We start from the raw sequence: 17,416 nt of genomic DNA on the forward strand, positions 1-17,416 counted from the left end.
ATGAGCCAGGACGGCGCACAGGGCCGGTTCGCGGGGCGGGCGCTGGCCGGCGGCCGCTATCAACTGCGCGACGTGCTGGGCGAGGGCGGCATGGCCTCGGTGCACCTCGCCTACGACTCCGTGCTCGACCGCCAGGTCGCGGTCAAGACGCTGCACACCGAACTCGGCCGGGAGCCGGCCTTCCGCGAGCGGTTCCGGCGCGAGGCCCAGGCGGTGGCCAAGCTCACGCACACCAACATCGTCTCGGTCTTCGACACCGGCGAGGACGACCTCGACGGAATGACGACGCCGTACATCGTCATGGAGTACGTCGAGGGCCGTCCGCTGGGCTCCGTGCTCGACGAGGACGTGCGGCGGCACGGCGCGATGCCCGCCGACCAGGCCCTGAAGGTCACCGCCGACGTGCTGGCCGCCCTGGAGATCAGCCACGAGATGGGGCTGGTCCACCGCGACATCAAGCCGGGCAACGTGATGGTGACCAAGCGCGGCGTGGTCAAGGTGATGGACTTCGGCATCGCCCGCGCCGTGCAGTCCGGCGTCACCTCGATGACCCAGACCGGGATGGTCGTCGGCACCCCCCAATACCTCTCCCCGGAGCAGGCCCTGGGCCGGGGCGTGGACGCGCGCTCGGACCTGTACTCGGTCGGCGTCATGCTGTTCCAACTGGTCACCGGACGGCTCCCGTTCGACGCGGACTCGCCGCTGGCCATCGCGTACGCGCACGTGCAGGAGGCGCCGGTCGCGCCCTCCTCCGTCAACCGCTCGCTGCCCCCGGCGGTGGACGCGCTGGTCGCCCGCGCGCTGAAGAAGAACCCCAACGAGCGCTTCCCCAGCGCGGAGTCCATGCGCGACGAGTGCCTGCGCGTGGCGGCGTCCTTCCAGGCCGCTCCGCCCAGCATCGTCCCGGGCGCCCGCGCGCAGAGCGGCGCGGGCGTGGGCTCGGCGGTGTTCCCGCCGATCGACGCCGCCGCGCCGCCGGCCGCCGGAGTGCGGACGCCGTACCAGCCGGCGCCGCCCACCCAGAACCCGTACGGCACGCCGCAGTCCGCGATGTCCTCGCCCGCCTACGGCTATCCGCAGCAGAGCGGCCAGCACGCCGGGTACCACACGCCCCCCGGCTCGCCCTACGCCCCGCAGCATGCCTCCACCCCGCCGCCGTACGCCGCGCCGCACCAGCCGCACGGCCCCTCCGGCGGCGGCAGGGGCGGCAAGGGCGGCAAGCCGGTGGTCATCGGCTCGGTCGCCGTGGCCGTCATCGCGGTCGTCGGCCTGCTCGCCGCGCTGGTCGTCCACCACGGCGGCAGCAACGGTTCCCGGGCCGGGCGCGGCGGCGCCACCGCCACCACGTCGGCGTCCGGCCACCGGTCGGGCTACCGGGGGCCAGACACCTCCAAGACCATCGACAAGAGCGAGTGCACCGAGCCGCAGGAGTCGTACAACGACCCGGCCAAGGTGAAGATGCCGGACTTCACCTTCAAGAACTGGGACTCGGTCCTCTCCTGCCTCCAGGCCGCGGGGTGGAACTACAAGAAGACCTCCGTCGACGAGAACACCTACGGCGACGGCACCGTCATGCAGCAGTCGCCCACGGGGGACACCGACTTCGACCCGAAGAACCCCCCGCAGATCCAGTTCAGCATCTCCACCGGCAATCCGTCGTAGCGGGCGGAGAAGGCACGGGCGGCGCGGGCGGCGCGGTCAGCGCGGATCGGCAGAGGGCAGCGCGGCTCGGTGCTGGCGGCGCGGATTGTCGGGCGGGCGGCGCGGTCAGCGCGGATCGGTGCGGGCGGCGCGGCTCGGGAGAGGTCAGCGCGGATCGGCAGAGGGCGGGGCGGCTCGGTGCTGGCGGCGCGGATTGTCGGGCGGCGGCGCGGGTTGTCGGAAGGCAGCGCGGGCGGCGGTGGCGGCAGCGGGTCGCGGTGGCGGCGGGCGCGGGCTCTCGCCGGGCGGGAGGGCGCAGGCAGCCGCCTGGCAGCCGTCTGACCACGGCCGGTGCGCGAGCGGGCCGCGCCTGACCGCTACGGCCCGCTCCCCCGTCGCGGTCGCCTACAGGTACGGGCCGCCTGAGTGGCCGCCGGTGCGGGGCTCGTCGCCGCCGTCGTGGCCGATGCCCGGCGGCAGGGCGCGGCGCATCTGCTCCAGTTGGGCGCGGGCGGCCATCTGCTGGGCGAACAGCGTGGTCTGGATGCCGTGGAACAGACCCTCCAGCCAGCCCACCAACTGCGCCTGCGCGATGCGCAGTTCCGCGTCGCTGGGGGTGGTCTCCTCGGTGAACGGCAGGGACAGCCGCTCCAGTTCCTCCACCAGCTCCGGCGCCAGGCCGTCCTCCAGCTCCTTGACCGAGCTGGCGTGAATCTCCTTGAGCCGGACCCGGCTGGCCTCGTCCAGAGGCGCCGCGCGCACCTCCTCCAGCAACTGCTTGATCATGCTGCCGATGCGCATGACCTTGGCGGGCTGCTCCACCTGCTCCGTCACCGGAATCTCGCGCGAGTCGTCGTCCCCGCCGCCGCCGAGCGCCATGCCGTCCTGGCCCACGACCAGGATCTGCGGGTTCTCCGTCGACCGTTCGTTCCTCGGCATCTCCATGCCGCCATTCTCTCGCACGCGTGCATCTCATCTTCCTGGTGCCCCCTGCGGAAGGTGATCCACCGTGTGCGGGCCGTTTCCGGCGCCCGCGCTGTGCGCCCGTCGCACTCGGCGTGTAGGTAGGAGACGCAGCGGGGACCGGCTGCCAGGAGCGCCGGCAGCCCGTAACGTAGCGACATATCCGGATTCCGTGGCGACGGCGCCGGATTCGACCTGCCGGGTGAATCCGGAATGCCGGATCGATCGTGTGATGTGACGGTGGTTCCAGCGGTGTTCCGCCGCTTCACCGATCCGGCCGCTGCAACGCCGGCCGAGGGCCGTGAGGGGGTACCCGACGTGACACGGAGGCTGCGCACCGTGCCGTGCGCGCTGGGGCTGCTCACTGCGGCGGGAGCGCTCGGCATGTTCGGCGGCGGCCACGCCTGGGCGGCCGGGCCGCCGAGCGGAACGTCCGCGGTGGCAGCGGTGGCAGCAGCCCGGCATGCCGCTCCGCCCGCCTCGCCCGGCGCATTGGCGCCTGCGGCCCCGCCCGCCTCTCCTGGGCCTCCCGGCGCCTCGCGCGCCTCCGCCGCCTCCGCTCCCTCCGCCGAGGCCGTCTCGGCGCCCTCGGCGGCCCCGACGATCGCGGCGGTCCTACGGTCCGCGGCGGCGTCCTCGGCCCCCGCGACTCCCCCGGCCTCGCCGCCCGGGTCCTCGCCTCCGCCGTCCGCCGACGCGACGCAGGGCGGACAGCGGGCGGAGGAGGAGCCCTCGGGCCGTACGCACCGGCGGGACCCGGAGCGAGCGGAGCACGGGAGGCGCCGGCCGCACTGGGAGGCGGACGAGGACGACGACGAGGGCACGTCGGCGGCCACCCCGGCGCCGTCCGCGACAGCCGCCGCGCCGTCCGCCTCGGGCACGCAGACCGCCGCGGAGTCCGGTGTGGGCGCCGCGGCCGTGCACCGGTTCCTCTCGCTGGGCAGCGGGCTGGTCCTGATCGGCCTCGGCCTGGGACTGGCCTTCATCGGCCTGCGGGTACGCCGGGTGTAGGGCCGCTCGGTCGAGGCTCCCCGGAGGGCCGCCCTCGTCACGAGCAGCCCGGCGGCTCCGGACTGCCCGGTCCAGACTCCCTGGCGTCCCCGGCACCCTCGCTCCAAACACCCAGGCGGCCTAAGGCCCCTCGGTCCAAGACCCCGGCGGCCCCGCTCAGGTCAGGACGCGACCAGCAGCACCTTGCCGATGTGACCGCTGTCCTCCACCACCCGCTGAGCCGCCCCGGCGTCGCTCATCGGCAGCTCCCGGTCGACGACCGGCCGGACGGCGCCGTCGGCGAGCAGCGGCCAGACGTGCTCGCGCACGGCCGCCACGATCGCCGCCTTCTCGCTGAGCGGCCGGGCCCGCAGCGAGGTCGCGCTGATCGCGGCCCGCTTGCCCAGCAGCGTGGCGATGTTCAGCTCGCCCTTGGCGCCGCCCTGCAACCCGATGATCGCGAGGCGGCCGCTGAAGGCGAGGGCGCGCACGTTGCGGTCCAGGTACTCAGCGCCCATGTTGTCGAGGATGACGTCGGCGCCGGCCCCGTTCGTGGCCCGCTCGATCTCCTCCACGAAGTCCTGCTCGCGGTAGTTGATCAGGATGTCGGCGCCCAGTTCGGCGCAGAAGTCCAGCTTCTCCTGGGTGCCCGCGGTGACGGCGACGCGCGCGCCGACCGCCTTGCCGAGCTGGACGGCCATGGTGCCGATGCCGCTGGAGCCGCCGTGCACGAGCAGGGTCTCGGCAGGGTGCAGGTGGGCGACCATGAAGACGTTGGACCAGACCGTGCACGCCACCTCGGGCAGCGCCGCCGCCTGCCGCAGTTCGACGCCCTCGGGCACGGGCAGGAGCTGACCGGCCGGAACGGCGACCTTCTCGGCGTAGCCGCCGCCCGCGAGCAGCGCGCACACCTCGTCGCCGACCGCCCAGCCGGACACGCCCGGCCCGAGGGCGGCGACGTGTCCGGAGCACTCCAGACCGGGGTAGGGGGAGCCGCCGGGCGGCGGGTCGTAGAAGCCCTGGCGCTGCATGATGTCGGCCCGGTTGACGGCGCTGGCCACCACGTCGACCAGCACCTCGCCCTCGCCGGGCACGGGATCCGGCACCTCCCGCCACACCAACGCCTCGGGTCCGCCGGGTTCGGCAATCGTGATCGCATACATGGGCCCGACGCTACTCCTCACCGTGCCGCTCACCAGGCGGCGTGATCCGGGCGGCGCCGCGCATGTCCCGCGATCGGGTCCCGGCGGCCGGTCCTCCCGCTCACTCCTGCGGCCGCGGCCGGGCGACCGGGGCGACCTGGGCGGCGGGCGCGGTGCGGACGATCGTGATCAGGCGGTCCGTCAGCTCCAGGACGGCGGCGGCGGGATCGTCGTAGCCGAGGACCCGGTGGCCGCGGAGGACGCTCACCACCAGGTCGTCGATCTCGCGCGGCCCCCGGCCCGCCTCGGCCCTGGTGACGGGCCGCTCGACGAGGTCCAGGCCGCTGCCCTGCTGGATCAGGTCCGCTATGACCATGCCGGCGGCCGGGCTGAGCACGGACAGCCCGAGCAGCCGTCCGGCCGCGCTGGAGGTGGTGATCACGGCGTCCGCCCCGGACTGTCTGAGCAGCGGCGCGTTCTCCTCCTCCCGGACCGCGACGACGATCTTCGCCCCCCGGTTGAGCTGGCGGGCCGTCAGCGTGACCAGCACGGCGGCGTCGTCCTGCTGGACGGCGACGATGACCTGCCGGGCCCGCTGCACCTCCGCCCGCTTCAGCACCTCGCTGCGGGTCGCGTCCCCGACCGCTCCGGCGTACCCGTGCGCGGTGGCGGCGTCGATCGCGTGGGCGCTGGAGTCGACCACGACGACCTGCTGCCGCTGCGCCCCCGTCGCGCAGACGGTCTCGATCGCCGACCTGCCCTTGGTGCCGAACCCGACGACGACGGTGTGATCCCGCAACGCGGACCTCCAGCGGCTCAGGCGCCACTCCTCGCGGGTGCGCTCGGTGAGGACTTCGAGCGTGGTGCCGACCAGGATGATCAGGAACAGCACCCGCAGCGGTGTGATGACGAGGATGTTGGTGAGCCGGGCGCCGTCGCTGTACGGGGTGATGTCCCCGTATCCGGTGGTGGAGAGGGTGACCGTGGCGTAGTAGGCCGCGTCGAGCAGGTCGACGGCGCCGTCGGCGTTGTCGTGGTAGCCGTCGTGGTCGGCGTAGACGACGACCACGGTCACCACCAGGACCAGCAGCGCCATGGCCAGCCGCTTGCCGACCTGTCGCATCGGGCGCCGCACCGGCTTGGTCGGGAGTCTCACCCGATGGGTCACGAGGTCTTCGTCCGCCTGCCGGACGATCGCGTCGTGACCCCGACGTTTCACGTGAAACACACCCCGATCCCGGCGGCGGCCCACGGCAGGTCGAGGAGTTCCGTCTCCTGTCCCACCCCGGCGCCGCTGGGCGGCACGACGGCCAGCGCGTCGGCCGCCGCGATGCCGCGCAGCATGGCCGGGCCCTGGTAGCGCAGCGGGACGGCGTGGTCGCCGCGCAGCGCGACCGGCACCAGCCGCGTGTCGTGCGGATGCCCCCGTACGGCCTCCCGGAGCGGCAGCGCGTACGGCTCGGGGGACGGGCGCGCGGACAGGGCGCGCAGCAGCGGCTCGGCGAGGGTGATCAGGCCGGAGACGGCCGCGAGGGGGTTCCCGGGCAGCCCGACGAGATGCCGGCCCTCCCCGACGCGCGCCAGCAGCATGGGATGTCCCGGGCGCACCGCGACGCCGTGCACCAGCAGCTCGGCGCCGATCCGGCGCAGCACGGGCTGGACGTGGTCGACCGGCCCGGCGGCGGTCCCGCCGGTGGTCACGATCAGATCGGCCTGGGACCGGGTGACGGCCTGGTGCAGCGCCTTGGCGTCGTCGCCGATCCGGCGCACGGCACCCGTCTGGGCGCCCAGCGCCCGCAGCCAGGACGGCAGCATGGGGCCGAGCGCGTCCCGGATCCGGCCCTCGCGGGGCAGGCCCGCGGCGAGCAGTTCGTCGCCGAGCACGAGCACGTCGACGCGGGGCCGGGGCACGACGGTCAGAGCGTCGTATCCGGCGGCCGCGGCCAGACCGAGCACGGCCGGGGTGACCAGGACACCGGCCGGCAGCAACTGGTCTCCGCTGCGGCATTCCTGGGCGCGCGGGCGGATGTCCTGGCCGTGGCCCATCTCGCGCGTGGCGTGCAGCCTGCCCTGGGGGTCCGTGCGGCCGTGCTCGGTGCGCAGCACGGCGGTGGTTTCCTGCGGCAGCCGGGCGCCGGTCGCGATGGGCGCCGCCTCGCCGTCGGTCAGCGGCTCGGGGAGGGCGCCTCCGGCCAGCGCGCCGCTCTCGCGCACGTCCCAGGGGCCGGGCCCGGAGACCGCCCAGCCGTCCATCGCGGAGGTGTCGAAGGAGGGCAGGTCGGTGAGGGCGTCGAGCGGCTCGGCCAGGACCAGGCCCAGCGCGGCCTCCAGGGGGACCGGCGCTGCGGCGCGGCGGGCCGCCGTGCGGGCGGCGCGGGACGCGAGGTCGCGGGCCCGGTGCCAGGGGGTCGCCCGGTGCGGGGCGGTGTCCTCGCCTGTCCCGGACCACGCGGCGCCCGGCCCGCCACGGCCGGTCCCGGAGGACGCGGGTCCGGCGGGTCCGCCCGGTCCCGGGGATGCGGCGCCCGGTCCCGGGGATGCGGCGCCCGGTCCGGGGGGCGTGCCGCCGTGGCCGGGGCGGCGGCCGTGGTGGGGTGCGTTCACGAGGGCGAGGGCCTCCTCGACGTAGAGGTCGTCGGCGTCCTCGCCGGTCCGCGCTCCGCGGGCGATCATCGCGTGTCCGGCCGCGGATCGGGCGTGGCGTCGGGCGCCGCGTCGGGCCGGCCCTCGCCGGTGTCCTCGTCCTCCCAGCGCAGGGCGAGGGCGGCGGCCTTGCGGGCGGCCTCGGCGACCGCCTCGGGGCCGCCGCCGGCGCGCGCCGCCGCGTAGCCGACGAGGAAAGTGGTCAGGGGCGCCGCCGGGCGGGCCACGCTGTGGGCGGCGTCGCGGGCCAGGTCGAGGAGGACGCCGGTGTCGACGTCCAGGTCGATGCCCAGTTCGTCCTTGACTGCGGAGATCCATTCATCCAACACGTGCCCATGCTCCCTGATGCGTGCCCGAGCGGCCGCGATGTCGTCCCAGGTGTCGCAGTCGAAGGCGGAGAGGTCGTCCGAGAGGCGGATCACGTCGAGTTCCGCGGTGAGCCGGCGCAGCGGCAGACCGGCGAGCGCGCCGTGGCCGCGGGCGAGCGCCGCCAGCGCCCGGCGCAGCGCGGGCGCGCGGTAGGCCGCCACCAACGGCTGGTCCCGGCCGTCGGCGTCGGTGAGCAGCGCGCCGTCGGCGCGGCCGGCGCGCAGGGCGTCCGTCAGCCGCCGCACGACGGCCGGTCCGAGGAACGGCAGGTCGGCGGAGAGCACCAGGACGCAGTCCGCCGTGGTCAGCCGCAGACCGGCGTCGAGCGCGGCGACCGGGCCGCCGCCGGGCGGCTCCTCGCGAGCCCAGCGCACGGGCCGGGCGGTGTCCCGGGGATCGGCCACGACCACGGTGGTGCGCGCGTCGGCGCAGGCGGCGAGCACGCGGTCGAGCAGAGCCCGGCCGCCGACTCGCACGCCGGGCTTGTCGGCCCCGCCGAGACGCCGGGCCGCGCCTCCGGCGAGCACCACGGCGTCATGGGCGAGCGACTCGTGGACGGTCACCCTCCGAGTATGCGTCCCGACCGCGATCACCGGGAAACGCGAGCGGGGCACGGGGGGTGTCGGTGGGCACCGGAGCCGGGGGCGGGCATCGGTTGGGGGGCGGGCACCGGAGCCGGGTGCGGCCATCGAGTGGCGGGGGCGGGCACCGGATGCCCAGGGGCGAACACAGGATGGCGGGGGCGGGTACCGGGTGGCCGGGGGCCACAAGACGGCGAGAGCAGACACAGGATGCCTGCGGGCACCGGATGCCCGGAGACGGCACCGGATGCCCGGGAGCACCGGATGCCCGGGAGCACCGGATGCGGGGGCGGACACCGAGTGCCCCGGGCAGCCGGTGCCTGCCCCCGGAGGCACGGGGGCGGCAGGCACCGGATGGTGGGGGGGTCCGCCCCGGCACAGGGCGCCGTGGGCGGCCCCGCCTCCTCACAGGCTGCGCAGCAGCACCGCCGGCTGTTCCACGCAGTCGGCCACGTAGCGCAGGAATCCGCCCGCCGTGCCTCCGTCGCACACGCGGTGGTCGAAGGTGAGCGAGAGCTGGACGACCTGCCGCACCGCCAGCTCGCCCTCGTGCACCCAGGGCTTGGGGGTGATGCGGCCGACGCCGAGCATGGCGGCCTCGGGGTGGTTGATGATCGGTGTGGAGCCGTCGACGCCGAACACCCCGTAGTTGTTCAGCGTGAAGGTCCCGCCGGTGAGATCGGCGGGCGTGAGGGCGCCCGCGTGGGCCGCCTCGGTCAGCCGGGCGAACTCGGCGCTGAGCGCTTCGGCGTTCAGCGTGTGCGCGTCCCGGACGACGGGGACCACGAGTCCGCGTGCGGTCTGCGCGGCGAAGCCCAGGTGCACCTGGTCGCGCAGGACGACCTCGCGGGCCTCGGTGTCGACCGTGGAGTTCAGCTCGGGGTGGCGGGCGAGCGCGGCGGTGCAGATCCGGGCCAGCAGCGCCAGCACGGAGATCTTCGGCGCCGCGGCGCCCGGCGTCTGGGGGCGCCCCCCGGTGAAGTGCTGCATGGCCGCCCGCGCGCGCATCAGCTCCGTCGCGTCGGCGTCCACCCAGCAGGTCGCGTCCGGGATCTCGCGGCGGCTGCGGGACAGTTTGTCGGCGACGGCGCCGCGGATGCCCTTGAGGGGGACGCGGGTGTCGGCGCCCGGGGTGGGAGCGGTACCGGCGGCGCGGGGCGAGGCTGCGGCGGAGGCGGTGGGCCACGTCGCCGAGGGAGAGGCGGCTTGGTTCGCCGAGAGGGGGGCGGGATCGGCTGGCGCAGAGGCAGCGAACCCCGTGTGCGTGGAGGCGGCGGTCCCTGCTCCGTGTGGCGCCGTACCGGCGCGGAGCGCGTTCTCCACGTCCGCCCGCAGGATCAGTCCCTCGGGACCGGAGCCCAGCAGGCGCCGCAGGTCCACGCCGTTGACCCGGGCCAGTCGGCGCACCAGCGGCGAGATCACGGGAACGGGACCGCCGTCGGCGGGCAGCCCGTCCCGCACGGACGCATCGGGCGCCGCCGCGGACGCGGCTGCACGCGCCCCGGCGGACGGCGCGGTCGCGAGGCGCGACCCTGTGCCGGAGGCCACGGGCCGCACGGCCCAGTCCGCTCCGGGCGCGCTGGGCGCGGTGGCAGGGGTAGGCGCAGTAGCCGTCCCCGGAGCGATGGCCGTCCCCGGCGCCAGAGCAGTGCCAGGCGCGGAAGCCGTCCCAGGCGCGATGGCCGTCCCCGGCACCGTGGCTGTCCCCGGCGCGGCAGGCCGCACCCTGCGGCGGCGGGCCGCCGGCGCCCCCGTGCCGTAACCGACCAGGACGTTTCCGGAGCCCGCCGCCTCACCGCCCCCAGAACCGTCCAGTGCGTGTCCGGCAGACCCGGCAGATCCGGCGGTCCCGGCAGGCGGGGAAGCCCCAGCGGGCTCAAAGGACCCGGAGGCCCCGTGGGACGACGAGGCACCGGCGGACTCGGGAGCCCCGGAAGCCCCGGAGGCCCCCGACGGCTCGCCGACCGCGACCGTCAGCAACGGCGCGCCCACGGGAAGCTCCGCGCCCTCCTCGCCGAAACGGGCCGTGACCACGCCCCCGTAGGGGCAGGGGACCTCGACCATCGCCTTGGCCGTCTCGACCTCCACGACCGGCTGGTCGACGGCGACCACCTCGCCCACCTCGACCAGCCAGCGGACGATCTCCGCCTCGGTGAGCCCCTCGCCGAGGTCGGGAAGCTTGAACTCCAACACCTGTGCCATCAGCTCTCGGCCTCCCACTGAAGACGGGCCACCGCGTCCAGGATCCGGTCGACGCCGGGCAGGTGGCGCCGCTCCAGCATCGGCGGCGGGTAGGGGAGGTCGAACCCGGCCACGCGCAGCACGGGCGCCTCCAGGTGGTGGAAGCAGCGCTCGGTGACGCGGGCGGCGATCTCCCCGCCGGGCCCGCCGAACGAGCCCGACTCGTGCACGACGACCGCCCGTCCGGTGCGGCGGACCGACGCGCACACCGTCTCGTCGTCGAACGGCACCAGCGAGCGTAGGTCGACGACCTCCAGGTCCCAGCCCTCGGCGCGGGCCGCGTCGGCGGCCTCCAGGCAGACGGGCAGGGACGGCCCGTAGGTGATCAGCGTGGCGCTGGCGCCGGAGCGCCGCACCACGGCGCGCCCGATCGGGTCGACGGCCTGCGGCGCCTCGGGGTCCCAGGAGTCCTTCGACCAGTACAGCCGCTTGGGCTCCAGGAAGACGACCGGGTCGTCGGAGGCGATGGCGGCGCGCAGCAGCCCGTAGGCGTCGGCGACGGTCGCGGGTGTGACGACATGGAGCCCCGGAGTCGCCATGTAGTACGCCTCGGAGGAGTCGCTGTGGTGCTCGACGCCGCCGATGCCGCCGCCGTAGGGGATGCGGACGGTCAACGGCAGGGGCATCCGGCCGCGGGTGCGGTTGCGCATCTTCGCCACGTGGCTGACGAGCTGTTCGAACGCGGGGTAGGCGAAGGCGTCGAACTGCATCTCGACGACCGGGCGCAGCCCGTACATCGCCATGCCGACGGCGGCGCCGAGGATGCCGGCCTCGGCCAGCGGCGTGTCCGTGCAGCGGTCCTCGCCGAACTCCGCGGCCAGCCCGTCGGTGACGCGGAAGACGCCGCCGAGGGCGCCGACGTCCTCGCCCATGACGTGCACGGCGGGATCGGCGGCCATCGCGTCGCGCAGGGCGCGGGTGAGGGCCTGGGCCATGGTGGCCGGCTTGAGGGCGACGGCGGTCATCGGGCGGGGCCCTCCTCGGACTCTGCCTCCAGCTCGGCCCGCAGCAGGGCCTGCTGCTCGCGAAGCTGCGGGGTCGGTTCGGCGTAGACGTGGGCGAACAGGTCCATGGGGTCGAGCGCCGGATCCTGGTTCATGCGCTCGCGCAGCCGCGCGGCCATCGCCTCCGCGTCCTGGCGGACGGCCGCCATGCCGTCCTCGTCGATCAGGCCGCGCCCGGTCAGCTCCTGCTCCAGGAGCTGGATCGGGTCGTGCTCGCGCCATGCCGCGACCTCGGCGTCGCCGCGGTAGCGGGTCGCGTCGTCGGCGTTGGTGTGGGCGTCGATGCGGTAGGTCACGGCCTCCACCAGCGTCGGGCCGCCTCCCGCGCGCGCGTGCCGCACGGCGTCGCGGAGCACTTCGTGGACGGCCGCGGCGTCGTTTCCGTCGACCAGGCGGCCGGGCATGCCGTACCCGACGGCCTTGTGCGCCAGGGAGGGCGCCGCGGTCTGCTTGGCGAGGGGGACGGAGATGGCGAAGCCGTTGTTCTGCACCAGGAACACCACCGGCGCCTGCCAGACGGCGGCGAAGTTCAGCGCCTCGTGGAAGTCGCCCTCGCTGGTGCCGCCGTCGCCGACCATGGCCAGCGCCACCACGTCGTCACCCTTGAGGCGGGCGGCGTGGGCGAGGCCGACGGCGTGCGGGAGCTGGGTGGCGAGCGGCGTGGACAGGGGGGCGACGCGGTGCTCGTAGGGGTCGTAGCCGGTGTGCCAGTCGCCGCGCAGCAGGGTGAGCGTCTCGACGGGGTCCACGCCGCGCGCCACGGCGGCGAGCGTGTCGCGGTAGCTGGGGAAGAGCCAGTCGCGGTCCTCCAGGGCGAGGGCGGCGGCGATCTCGCAGGCCTCCTGCCCGGTGCTGGAGGGGTAGACGGCGAGGCGGCCCTGCTTGGTGAGGGCGGTGGCCTGCGTGTTGTACCGGCGGCCGAGCACCGCTTGCGCGTACAGACGGAGCAGCAGCTCCGGGTCGGCCTTCGCGGCCGCCTCGGTCCCCAGCACGCGGTACGGCTCCGCGTCGGGCAGCAGCGGCGCGGGGTCGGTGCGGGGCTGCCAGGCGGGCGGCGGCGATGGCCGGTACGCGCCCCGCTGCTCCATGACCGTCATGACGGCACCTCCTCGTGGGAGTGACTACGGGAGGCGCGTCGGCTGTGACCCGCCTCACCAACCGATTGTTCGGTCGTCGGCGCATTTTGGCTACAGGCGGCCTCAGCCTGTGGACAAACGGTTCTCCACAGCGTGGGATGGGCGCACTACGTCCATGGTAGGGAGGCGGGGGGACATGGCGCCTGAACAAATGGCCGACGGCTCAGACGGCGCGGCCGGCTCCGCGAGCGCGGCGAACGCCGCCGGCGCCGCCTCGTCCGCGCCCCGGCCGCTGGACGCCGTCGACCAGGACATCCTCCAAATGCTCCAGGCGGACGGCCGCGCTTCGATACGGTCCGTCGCCGAACGCGTCCACGTCTCGCGGGCCAACGCCTACGCCCGCATCAACCGGCTGATCGAGGACGGCGTCATCCGCGGCTTCGGCGCCCGGGTCGACCACGAACGCGCGGGCCACAGCACGTCCGCGTACATCACGCTGAAGATCGTGCAGAACTCCTGGCGCACGGTGCGCGAGCAGTTGCGCCAGCTGCCCGGCGCCTCGCACATCGCCCTGGTGGGGGGGGACTTCGACGTCCTGCTGCTGGTGCACACGCCGGACAACCGGGCGCTGCGCGAGCTGGTGCTCACCCGCCTCCAGGCGATCCCCGAAGTGCTCAGCACGCGTACGTTGCTGGTGTTCGAGGAGGAGGACCTCGAACCGCAGCGGTGACCGACGCGGCGCGAACGGCGGCCCGCCGCCCCGCCTCGGCCGCCGCCGGTTCAGCCGTCCGCGCGCAGCCCGCCGAAGATCAGCCGCACCACCGCGTCCGCCACCTCGCGCTCGCTCATGCCCCGGCCGTCCGGCCGGTACCACTCCACGATCGAGTTGATCATCCCGAAGACGAGCCGGGTGGCCAGCCGCACCTCGACGTCGCCGCGCACGTCCCCGTCGGCGGCCGCCGCCTTCAGCAGTGCGGCCACCCGGTGGTCGAACTCCCGGCGCCGCTCCAGCGCCCACCGCTCGGTCGCGGTGTTCCCGCGCACCCGCAGCAGCAGGGTCACGTAGGGCAGCTCGGCGAGAAGCACCTCCACCATGCGCCGCACGACGTACTCAAGGCGCTCATCGGAGCGCCCCTCGCGCGCGCGGTCCTCGCCGAGGATCCCGAAGAGGCCGTCCAGCGCCCGGCTGACGGCCCGGCGCAGCAGCTCCTCCTTGCCGGCCACGTGGTGGTAGATCGACGACTTGGAGATCCCGGCGGCTCTGGACAGGTGCTCCATGGACGTGCCGTCGTAGCCGCGCTCGTTGAAGACGCGGACGGCCACGGACAGCAGCGTCTCCGGCGTGTACGTGTCGCGTCTGGCGGTCGTCATCAGGTGCCCTCTCGCTGCTCGGAGGCATAGGCGTGGCGGTACAGCGCCAGGGACGGGGCGTAGCGCCCGGAGGGGTCGCGCAGATGCAGGTCGTCGAGGAGGGCGTAGGCCCAGCCGCGGCCGAGGCGGCGGCTCCACTCGAAGGGGCCGAGGGGGTAGTTGACGCCCAGCCGCATCGCGGTGTCGACGTCCTCCTCGGTGGCCACGCCCTTGGCGACGGCGTCGTGCGCCAGGTCGACGATGCGGGCGACCGTGCGCGCGACGATCATGCCGGGAGCGTCGCCGATCACGCTGACGTCCTTGCCGAGCGCCTGGAACAGCCCGATGGCCTCCGCCAGCGTCCGGGGCGAGGTGTCCTGGGACGCGGCCAGGGCGACGCGGGTGGCCCTGCGGTAGTCGAGCGCGAGGTCGAAGTACACGACGTCGTCGAACTCCACGGAGGTCTGGCCGTCGGCGAGCGCCAGGCGGCCGCCGCTGGGCAGCACCAGGCGGTCGCCCTCGTCCTCGTCTTCCTCGCGGACCGGGATGCCCGCCTCCCGGATCAGCGCGAGCAGTTCGCAGGCGGGCCCGAGGTCGCCCTCGGCGATCACGTAGGCGGGCGGCAGAGCCTCCTCGGCGGTGTGCGGTTCGGGCCGCTCGGCGCCTTCGGCGTAGTCGTACCAGCCGTGGCCGCTCTTGCGGCCGAGCCGGCCGGACTCGACCAGGCGGCGCTGGGCGAGGGACGGCGTGAAGCGCACGTCCTGGAAGAAGGACCGCCACACCGACTGCGTGACGGACTCGTTGACGTCCTGGCCGATCAGGTCGGTCAGCTCGAACGCGCCCATCTTGAAGCCGCCGCACTCGCGCAGCACGGCGTCGATGGTGGCGGGGTCGGCGGCCTGGGACTCCAGGACGGCCAGGGCCTCGGCGTAGAAGGGGCGCGCGAGGCGGTTGACGATGAAGCCGGGGGTGTCGGCGCAGGCGACCGGGGTCTTGCCCCAGGCGCGGGCCGTCTCGTACGCGCGCGTGGCCGACGACACGTCGGTGGCGAACCCGGAGACCACCTCCACCAGCGGCATCAGCGGCGCCGGGTTGAAGAAGTGCAGGCCCACGAAGCGGCCGGGGCTGCGCAGCGCGCCGCCGACGGCGGTCACCGACAGGGAGGAGGTGTTGGTGGCGAGCAGGCAGTCGTCGGCGACGACGCCCTCCAGTTCGCGCAACAGCTCCTGCTTGACGTCCAGCCGCTCCACGACGGCCTCGACGACCAGGGAGCAGTCGGCGAGGTCGGCGAGGCTTCCGGCGGGCTTCAGCCGGGCGCGGGCGGCGTCCCGGTCGGCGCCGGTGAGGCGGTCCTTGGCCACCAGCCGGTCGAGCCGGGCGCCGATCGCGTCGGCCGCCTCTTCTGCCCGGCCGGGCACGGTGTCATACAGGCGCACGCAGTGGCCCGCGACCAGCGCGACCTGGGCGATGCCCTGGCCCATGGTGCCTGCGCCGACCACGGCCACGGGGCTGCTGAGGTCCAGTGCTGTCATGTGCGCGATCCTCCCGCACGGCGTTGTCCACAGCGGCGGCGGACCCCTGTGGGCCGACTTTTCCACAGATACGGCGGACCACTTGCCCCGACCGATCGTTCGGTTACTCTAACCCTGACCGGCCGTCCCCGCCCATGTTTCCGCCAGGTCACGAGCTCGCGAGGAGCTCCCGAGAGAGGAGTTGGTCCCGCATGGCCGCCGAACCGACCGCGCACGAGCTGATCGCCCGCCACCGGCCCACGCTCGACCAGGCCCTGGAGGCGATCCGCACCCGCGCGTACTGGTCGCCCCACCCCGAGCACCCCAAGGCGTACGGGGAGCACGGCAGTCTGGACGCCGCGGCCGGCCAGGCCGCCTTCGACGCCGTCCTCGGCAGCCGCCTCGACCTGGACCAGCCGGGCACCGACGACTGGGTCGGGGGCGAGGTCTCCCCCTACGGCGTCGAGCTGGGAGTGACCTACCCGCACGCGGACCTCGACGAGCTGCTGCCCGCCATGAAGGCCGGCCAGCGCGCCTGGCGCGAGGCGGGCCCGGAGCTGCGCGCGGCGGTCTGCCTGGAGATCCTCAAGCGCATCAGCGACCGGACGCACGAGTTCGCGCACGCCGTCATGCACACCTCCGGCCAGGCGTTCATGATGGCGTTCCAGGCGGGCGGCCCGCACGCCCAGGACCGCGGCCTGGAAGCCGTCGCGTACGCGTACGCGGAGCAGGTCCGCACCCCCCAGGCGGCCGAGTGGAGCAAGCCGCAGGGCAAGCGCGACCCGCTCGCCCTGACCAAGGAGTTCACGGCCGTCCCGCGCGGCGTCGCCCTGGTGATCGGCTGCAACACCTTCCCGACGTGGAACGGCTACCCGGGCCTGTTCGCCTCCCTGGCCACCGGCAACGCGGTCCTGGTCAAGCCCCACCCGCGCGCGGTGCTGCCGCTCGCGCTCACGGTGCAGGTCGCCCGCGAGGCGCTCGCCGAGGCCGGCTTCGACGCGAACCTGGTGGCGCTCGCCGCCGAGCGGCCCGGCGAGGGCGTCGCCAAGACGCTGGCCACCCGCCCCGAGATCAAGATCATCGACTACACGGGCTCCACCGCCTTCGGCGACTGGCTGGAGGCCCACGCCCGCCAGGCCCAGGTCTACACGGAGAAGGCCGGCGTCAACACGGTCGTCGTGGAGTCGAGCGACGACTACCGGGGCATGCTCGCCAACCTGGCCTTCTCGCTGTCCCTCTACAGCGGGCAGATGTGCACCACCCCGCAGAACCTGCTGATCCCCCGCGACGGCATCCGCACCGACGAGGGCCCCAAGTCCTTCGACGAGGTGACGGCCGACCTCGCCAAGGCGGTCGACGGGCTGCTCGGCGACGACGCGCGGGCCGCCGCCCTGCTCGGCGCGATCGTCAACCCCGACGTCAAGGCCCGCCTGGAGGCCGCGGCGGGCCTCGGGGAAGTCGCCCTCGCCTCCCGCGAGATCGCCCACCCCGACTTCCCCGAGGCGGTCGTCCGCACGCCGGTGGTGGTCAAGCTCGACGGCGCCAAGCCGGACGCCGAGGCCGCCTACATGAGCGAGTGCTTCGGCCCGGTCTCCTTCGCCGTCGCCGTGGACTCCGCCGCCGACGCGGTGGAGCTGCTGCGGCGCACGATCCGGGAGAAGGGCGCGATGACGGTGGGCGCCTACACGACCGACGCGGAGGTCGAACGCGAGGTGGCGGAGGCGTGCCTGGAGGAGGCCGCCCAACTGTCGCTCAACCTCACCGGCGGGGTGTACGTCAACCAGACGGCCGCCTTCTCCGACTTCCACGGCTCGGGCGGCAACCCGGCCGCCAACGCGGCCCTCACCGACGGGGCGTTCGTCGCCAACCGCTTCCGGACGGTGGAGGTGCGCCGGCAGGCGTAGG

The 17,416-nt window shown here is 74.8% G+C and carries 14 protein-coding genes; 4 read left to right on the plus strand and 10 right to left on the minus strand.

All coding sequences use genetic code 11. The features are described 5' to 3' along the window. A complete protein-coding gene (locus ABZ861_RS14415) occupies positions 1–1,662 on the plus strand; it encodes a protein kinase (protein ID WP_361629079.1) in 1,662 nt (553 codons plus the stop codon). A gap of 384 nt (positions 1,663–2,046) precedes the next feature. Here the strand turns inward: ABZ861_RS14415 and ABZ861_RS14420 are convergent, their stop codons facing one another. Beyond that, on the minus strand, positions 2,047–2,586 hold the full coding sequence (locus ABZ861_RS14420; RefSeq protein WP_361629082.1) for a bacterial proteasome activator family protein: 540 nt from the start codon (positions 2,584–2,586) through the stop codon (positions 2,047–2,049). 336 nt (positions 2,587–2,922) lie between these two features. Here ABZ861_RS14420 and ABZ861_RS14425 point away from each other — a divergent pair, with 336 nt between their 5' ends. Beyond that, positions 2,923–3,615 (plus strand): hypothetical protein, encoded by a 693-nt coding sequence (locus ABZ861_RS14425; protein ID WP_361629085.1) that lies wholly within the window; start codon positions 2,923–2,925, stop codon positions 3,613–3,615. Between the two features lie 161 nt (positions 3,616–3,776). Here ABZ861_RS14425 and ABZ861_RS14430 read toward each other — a convergent pair whose 3' ends face one another. From ABZ861_RS14430 to pdhA, 7 genes are all read right to left on the minus strand, one after another. Next, positions 3,777–4,757, minus strand: a complete 981-nt coding sequence (locus tag ABZ861_RS14430; protein ID WP_361629088.1) for an NAD(P)H-quinone oxidoreductase — start codon at positions 4,755–4,757, stop codon at positions 3,777–3,779. 100 nt (positions 4,758–4,857) lie between these two features. After that, positions 4,858–5,955, minus strand: a complete 1,098-nt coding sequence (locus ABZ861_RS14435; RefSeq protein WP_361629091.1) for a potassium channel family protein — start codon at positions 5,953–5,955, stop codon at positions 4,858–4,860. Further along, on the minus strand, positions 5,952–7,409 hold the full coding sequence (locus tag ABZ861_RS14440; RefSeq protein ID WP_361629094.1) for a molybdopterin molybdotransferase MoeA: 1,458 nt from the start codon (positions 7,407–7,409) through the stop codon (positions 5,952–5,954). The genes ABZ861_RS14435 and ABZ861_RS14440 overlap by 4 nt, the downstream gene beginning before the upstream one ends. Continuing rightward, on the minus strand, positions 7,406–8,311 hold the full coding sequence (locus ABZ861_RS14445) for an NTP transferase domain-containing protein (protein ID WP_361629097.1): 906 nt from the start codon (positions 8,309–8,311) through the stop codon (positions 7,406–7,408). The genes ABZ861_RS14440 and ABZ861_RS14445 overlap by 4 nt, the downstream gene beginning before the upstream one ends. A 423-nt stretch (positions 8,312–8,734) precedes the next feature. Beyond that, positions 8,735–10,531 carry a dihydrolipoamide acetyltransferase family protein gene (locus ABZ861_RS14450; protein WP_361629100.1) on the minus strand — a complete coding sequence of 599 codons (1,797 nt, stop codon included), beginning with the start codon at positions 10,529–10,531 and terminating at the stop codon, positions 8,735–8,737. Then, a complete protein-coding gene (locus tag ABZ861_RS14455; protein WP_361629103.1) occupies positions 10,531–11,535 on the minus strand; it encodes an alpha-ketoacid dehydrogenase subunit beta in 1,005 nt (334 codons plus the stop codon). The genes ABZ861_RS14450 and ABZ861_RS14455 overlap by 1 nt, the downstream gene beginning before the upstream one ends. Next, positions 11,532–12,671 (minus strand): pyruvate dehydrogenase (acetyl-transferring) E1 component subunit alpha, encoded by a 1,140-nt coding sequence (gene pdhA, locus ABZ861_RS14460; protein ID WP_361629106.1) that lies wholly within the window; start codon positions 12,669–12,671, stop codon positions 11,532–11,534. The genes ABZ861_RS14455 and pdhA overlap by 4 nt, the downstream gene beginning before the upstream one ends. A gap of 175 nt (positions 12,672–12,846) precedes the next feature. On the opposite strand from pdhA, the gene ABZ861_RS14465 reads away from it, so the two are divergent. Next, positions 12,847–13,380 carry an Lrp/AsnC family transcriptional regulator gene (locus ABZ861_RS14465; protein WP_361629109.1) on the plus strand — a complete coding sequence of 178 codons (534 nt, stop codon included), beginning with the start codon at positions 12,847–12,849 and terminating at the stop codon, positions 13,378–13,380. Between the two features lie 50 nt (positions 13,381–13,430). Here ABZ861_RS14465 and ABZ861_RS14470 read toward each other — a convergent pair whose 3' ends face one another. Both ABZ861_RS14470 and ABZ861_RS14475 read right to left on the minus strand, forming a co-directional pair. Beyond that, the gene (locus tag ABZ861_RS14470) at positions 13,431–14,021 is read right to left on the minus strand and encodes a TetR/AcrR family transcriptional regulator (protein WP_361629112.1); all 591 of its coding nucleotides are present in this window, start codon (positions 14,019–14,021) and stop codon (positions 13,431–13,433) included. Further along, positions 14,021–15,532 carry a 3-hydroxyacyl-CoA dehydrogenase gene (locus ABZ861_RS14475; protein WP_361629115.1) on the minus strand — a complete coding sequence of 504 codons (1,512 nt, stop codon included), beginning with the start codon at positions 15,530–15,532 and terminating at the stop codon, positions 14,021–14,023. The genes ABZ861_RS14470 and ABZ861_RS14475 overlap by 1 nt, the downstream gene beginning before the upstream one ends. A gap of 191 nt (positions 15,533–15,723) precedes the next feature. Between ABZ861_RS14475 and paaN the strand changes: the two genes are divergently transcribed. Further along, complete coding sequence (gene paaN, locus ABZ861_RS14480) at positions 15,724–17,415, plus strand: phenylacetic acid degradation protein PaaN (protein ID WP_361629118.1); 1,692 nt, start codon at positions 15,724–15,726, stop codon at positions 17,413–17,415. Position 17,416 lies beyond the last annotated feature (1 nt).

Source organism: Streptomyces sp. NPDC046985, from assembly GCF_040644415.1.
GTDB lineage: Bacteria > Actinomycetota > Actinomycetes > Streptomycetales > Streptomycetaceae > Streptomyces.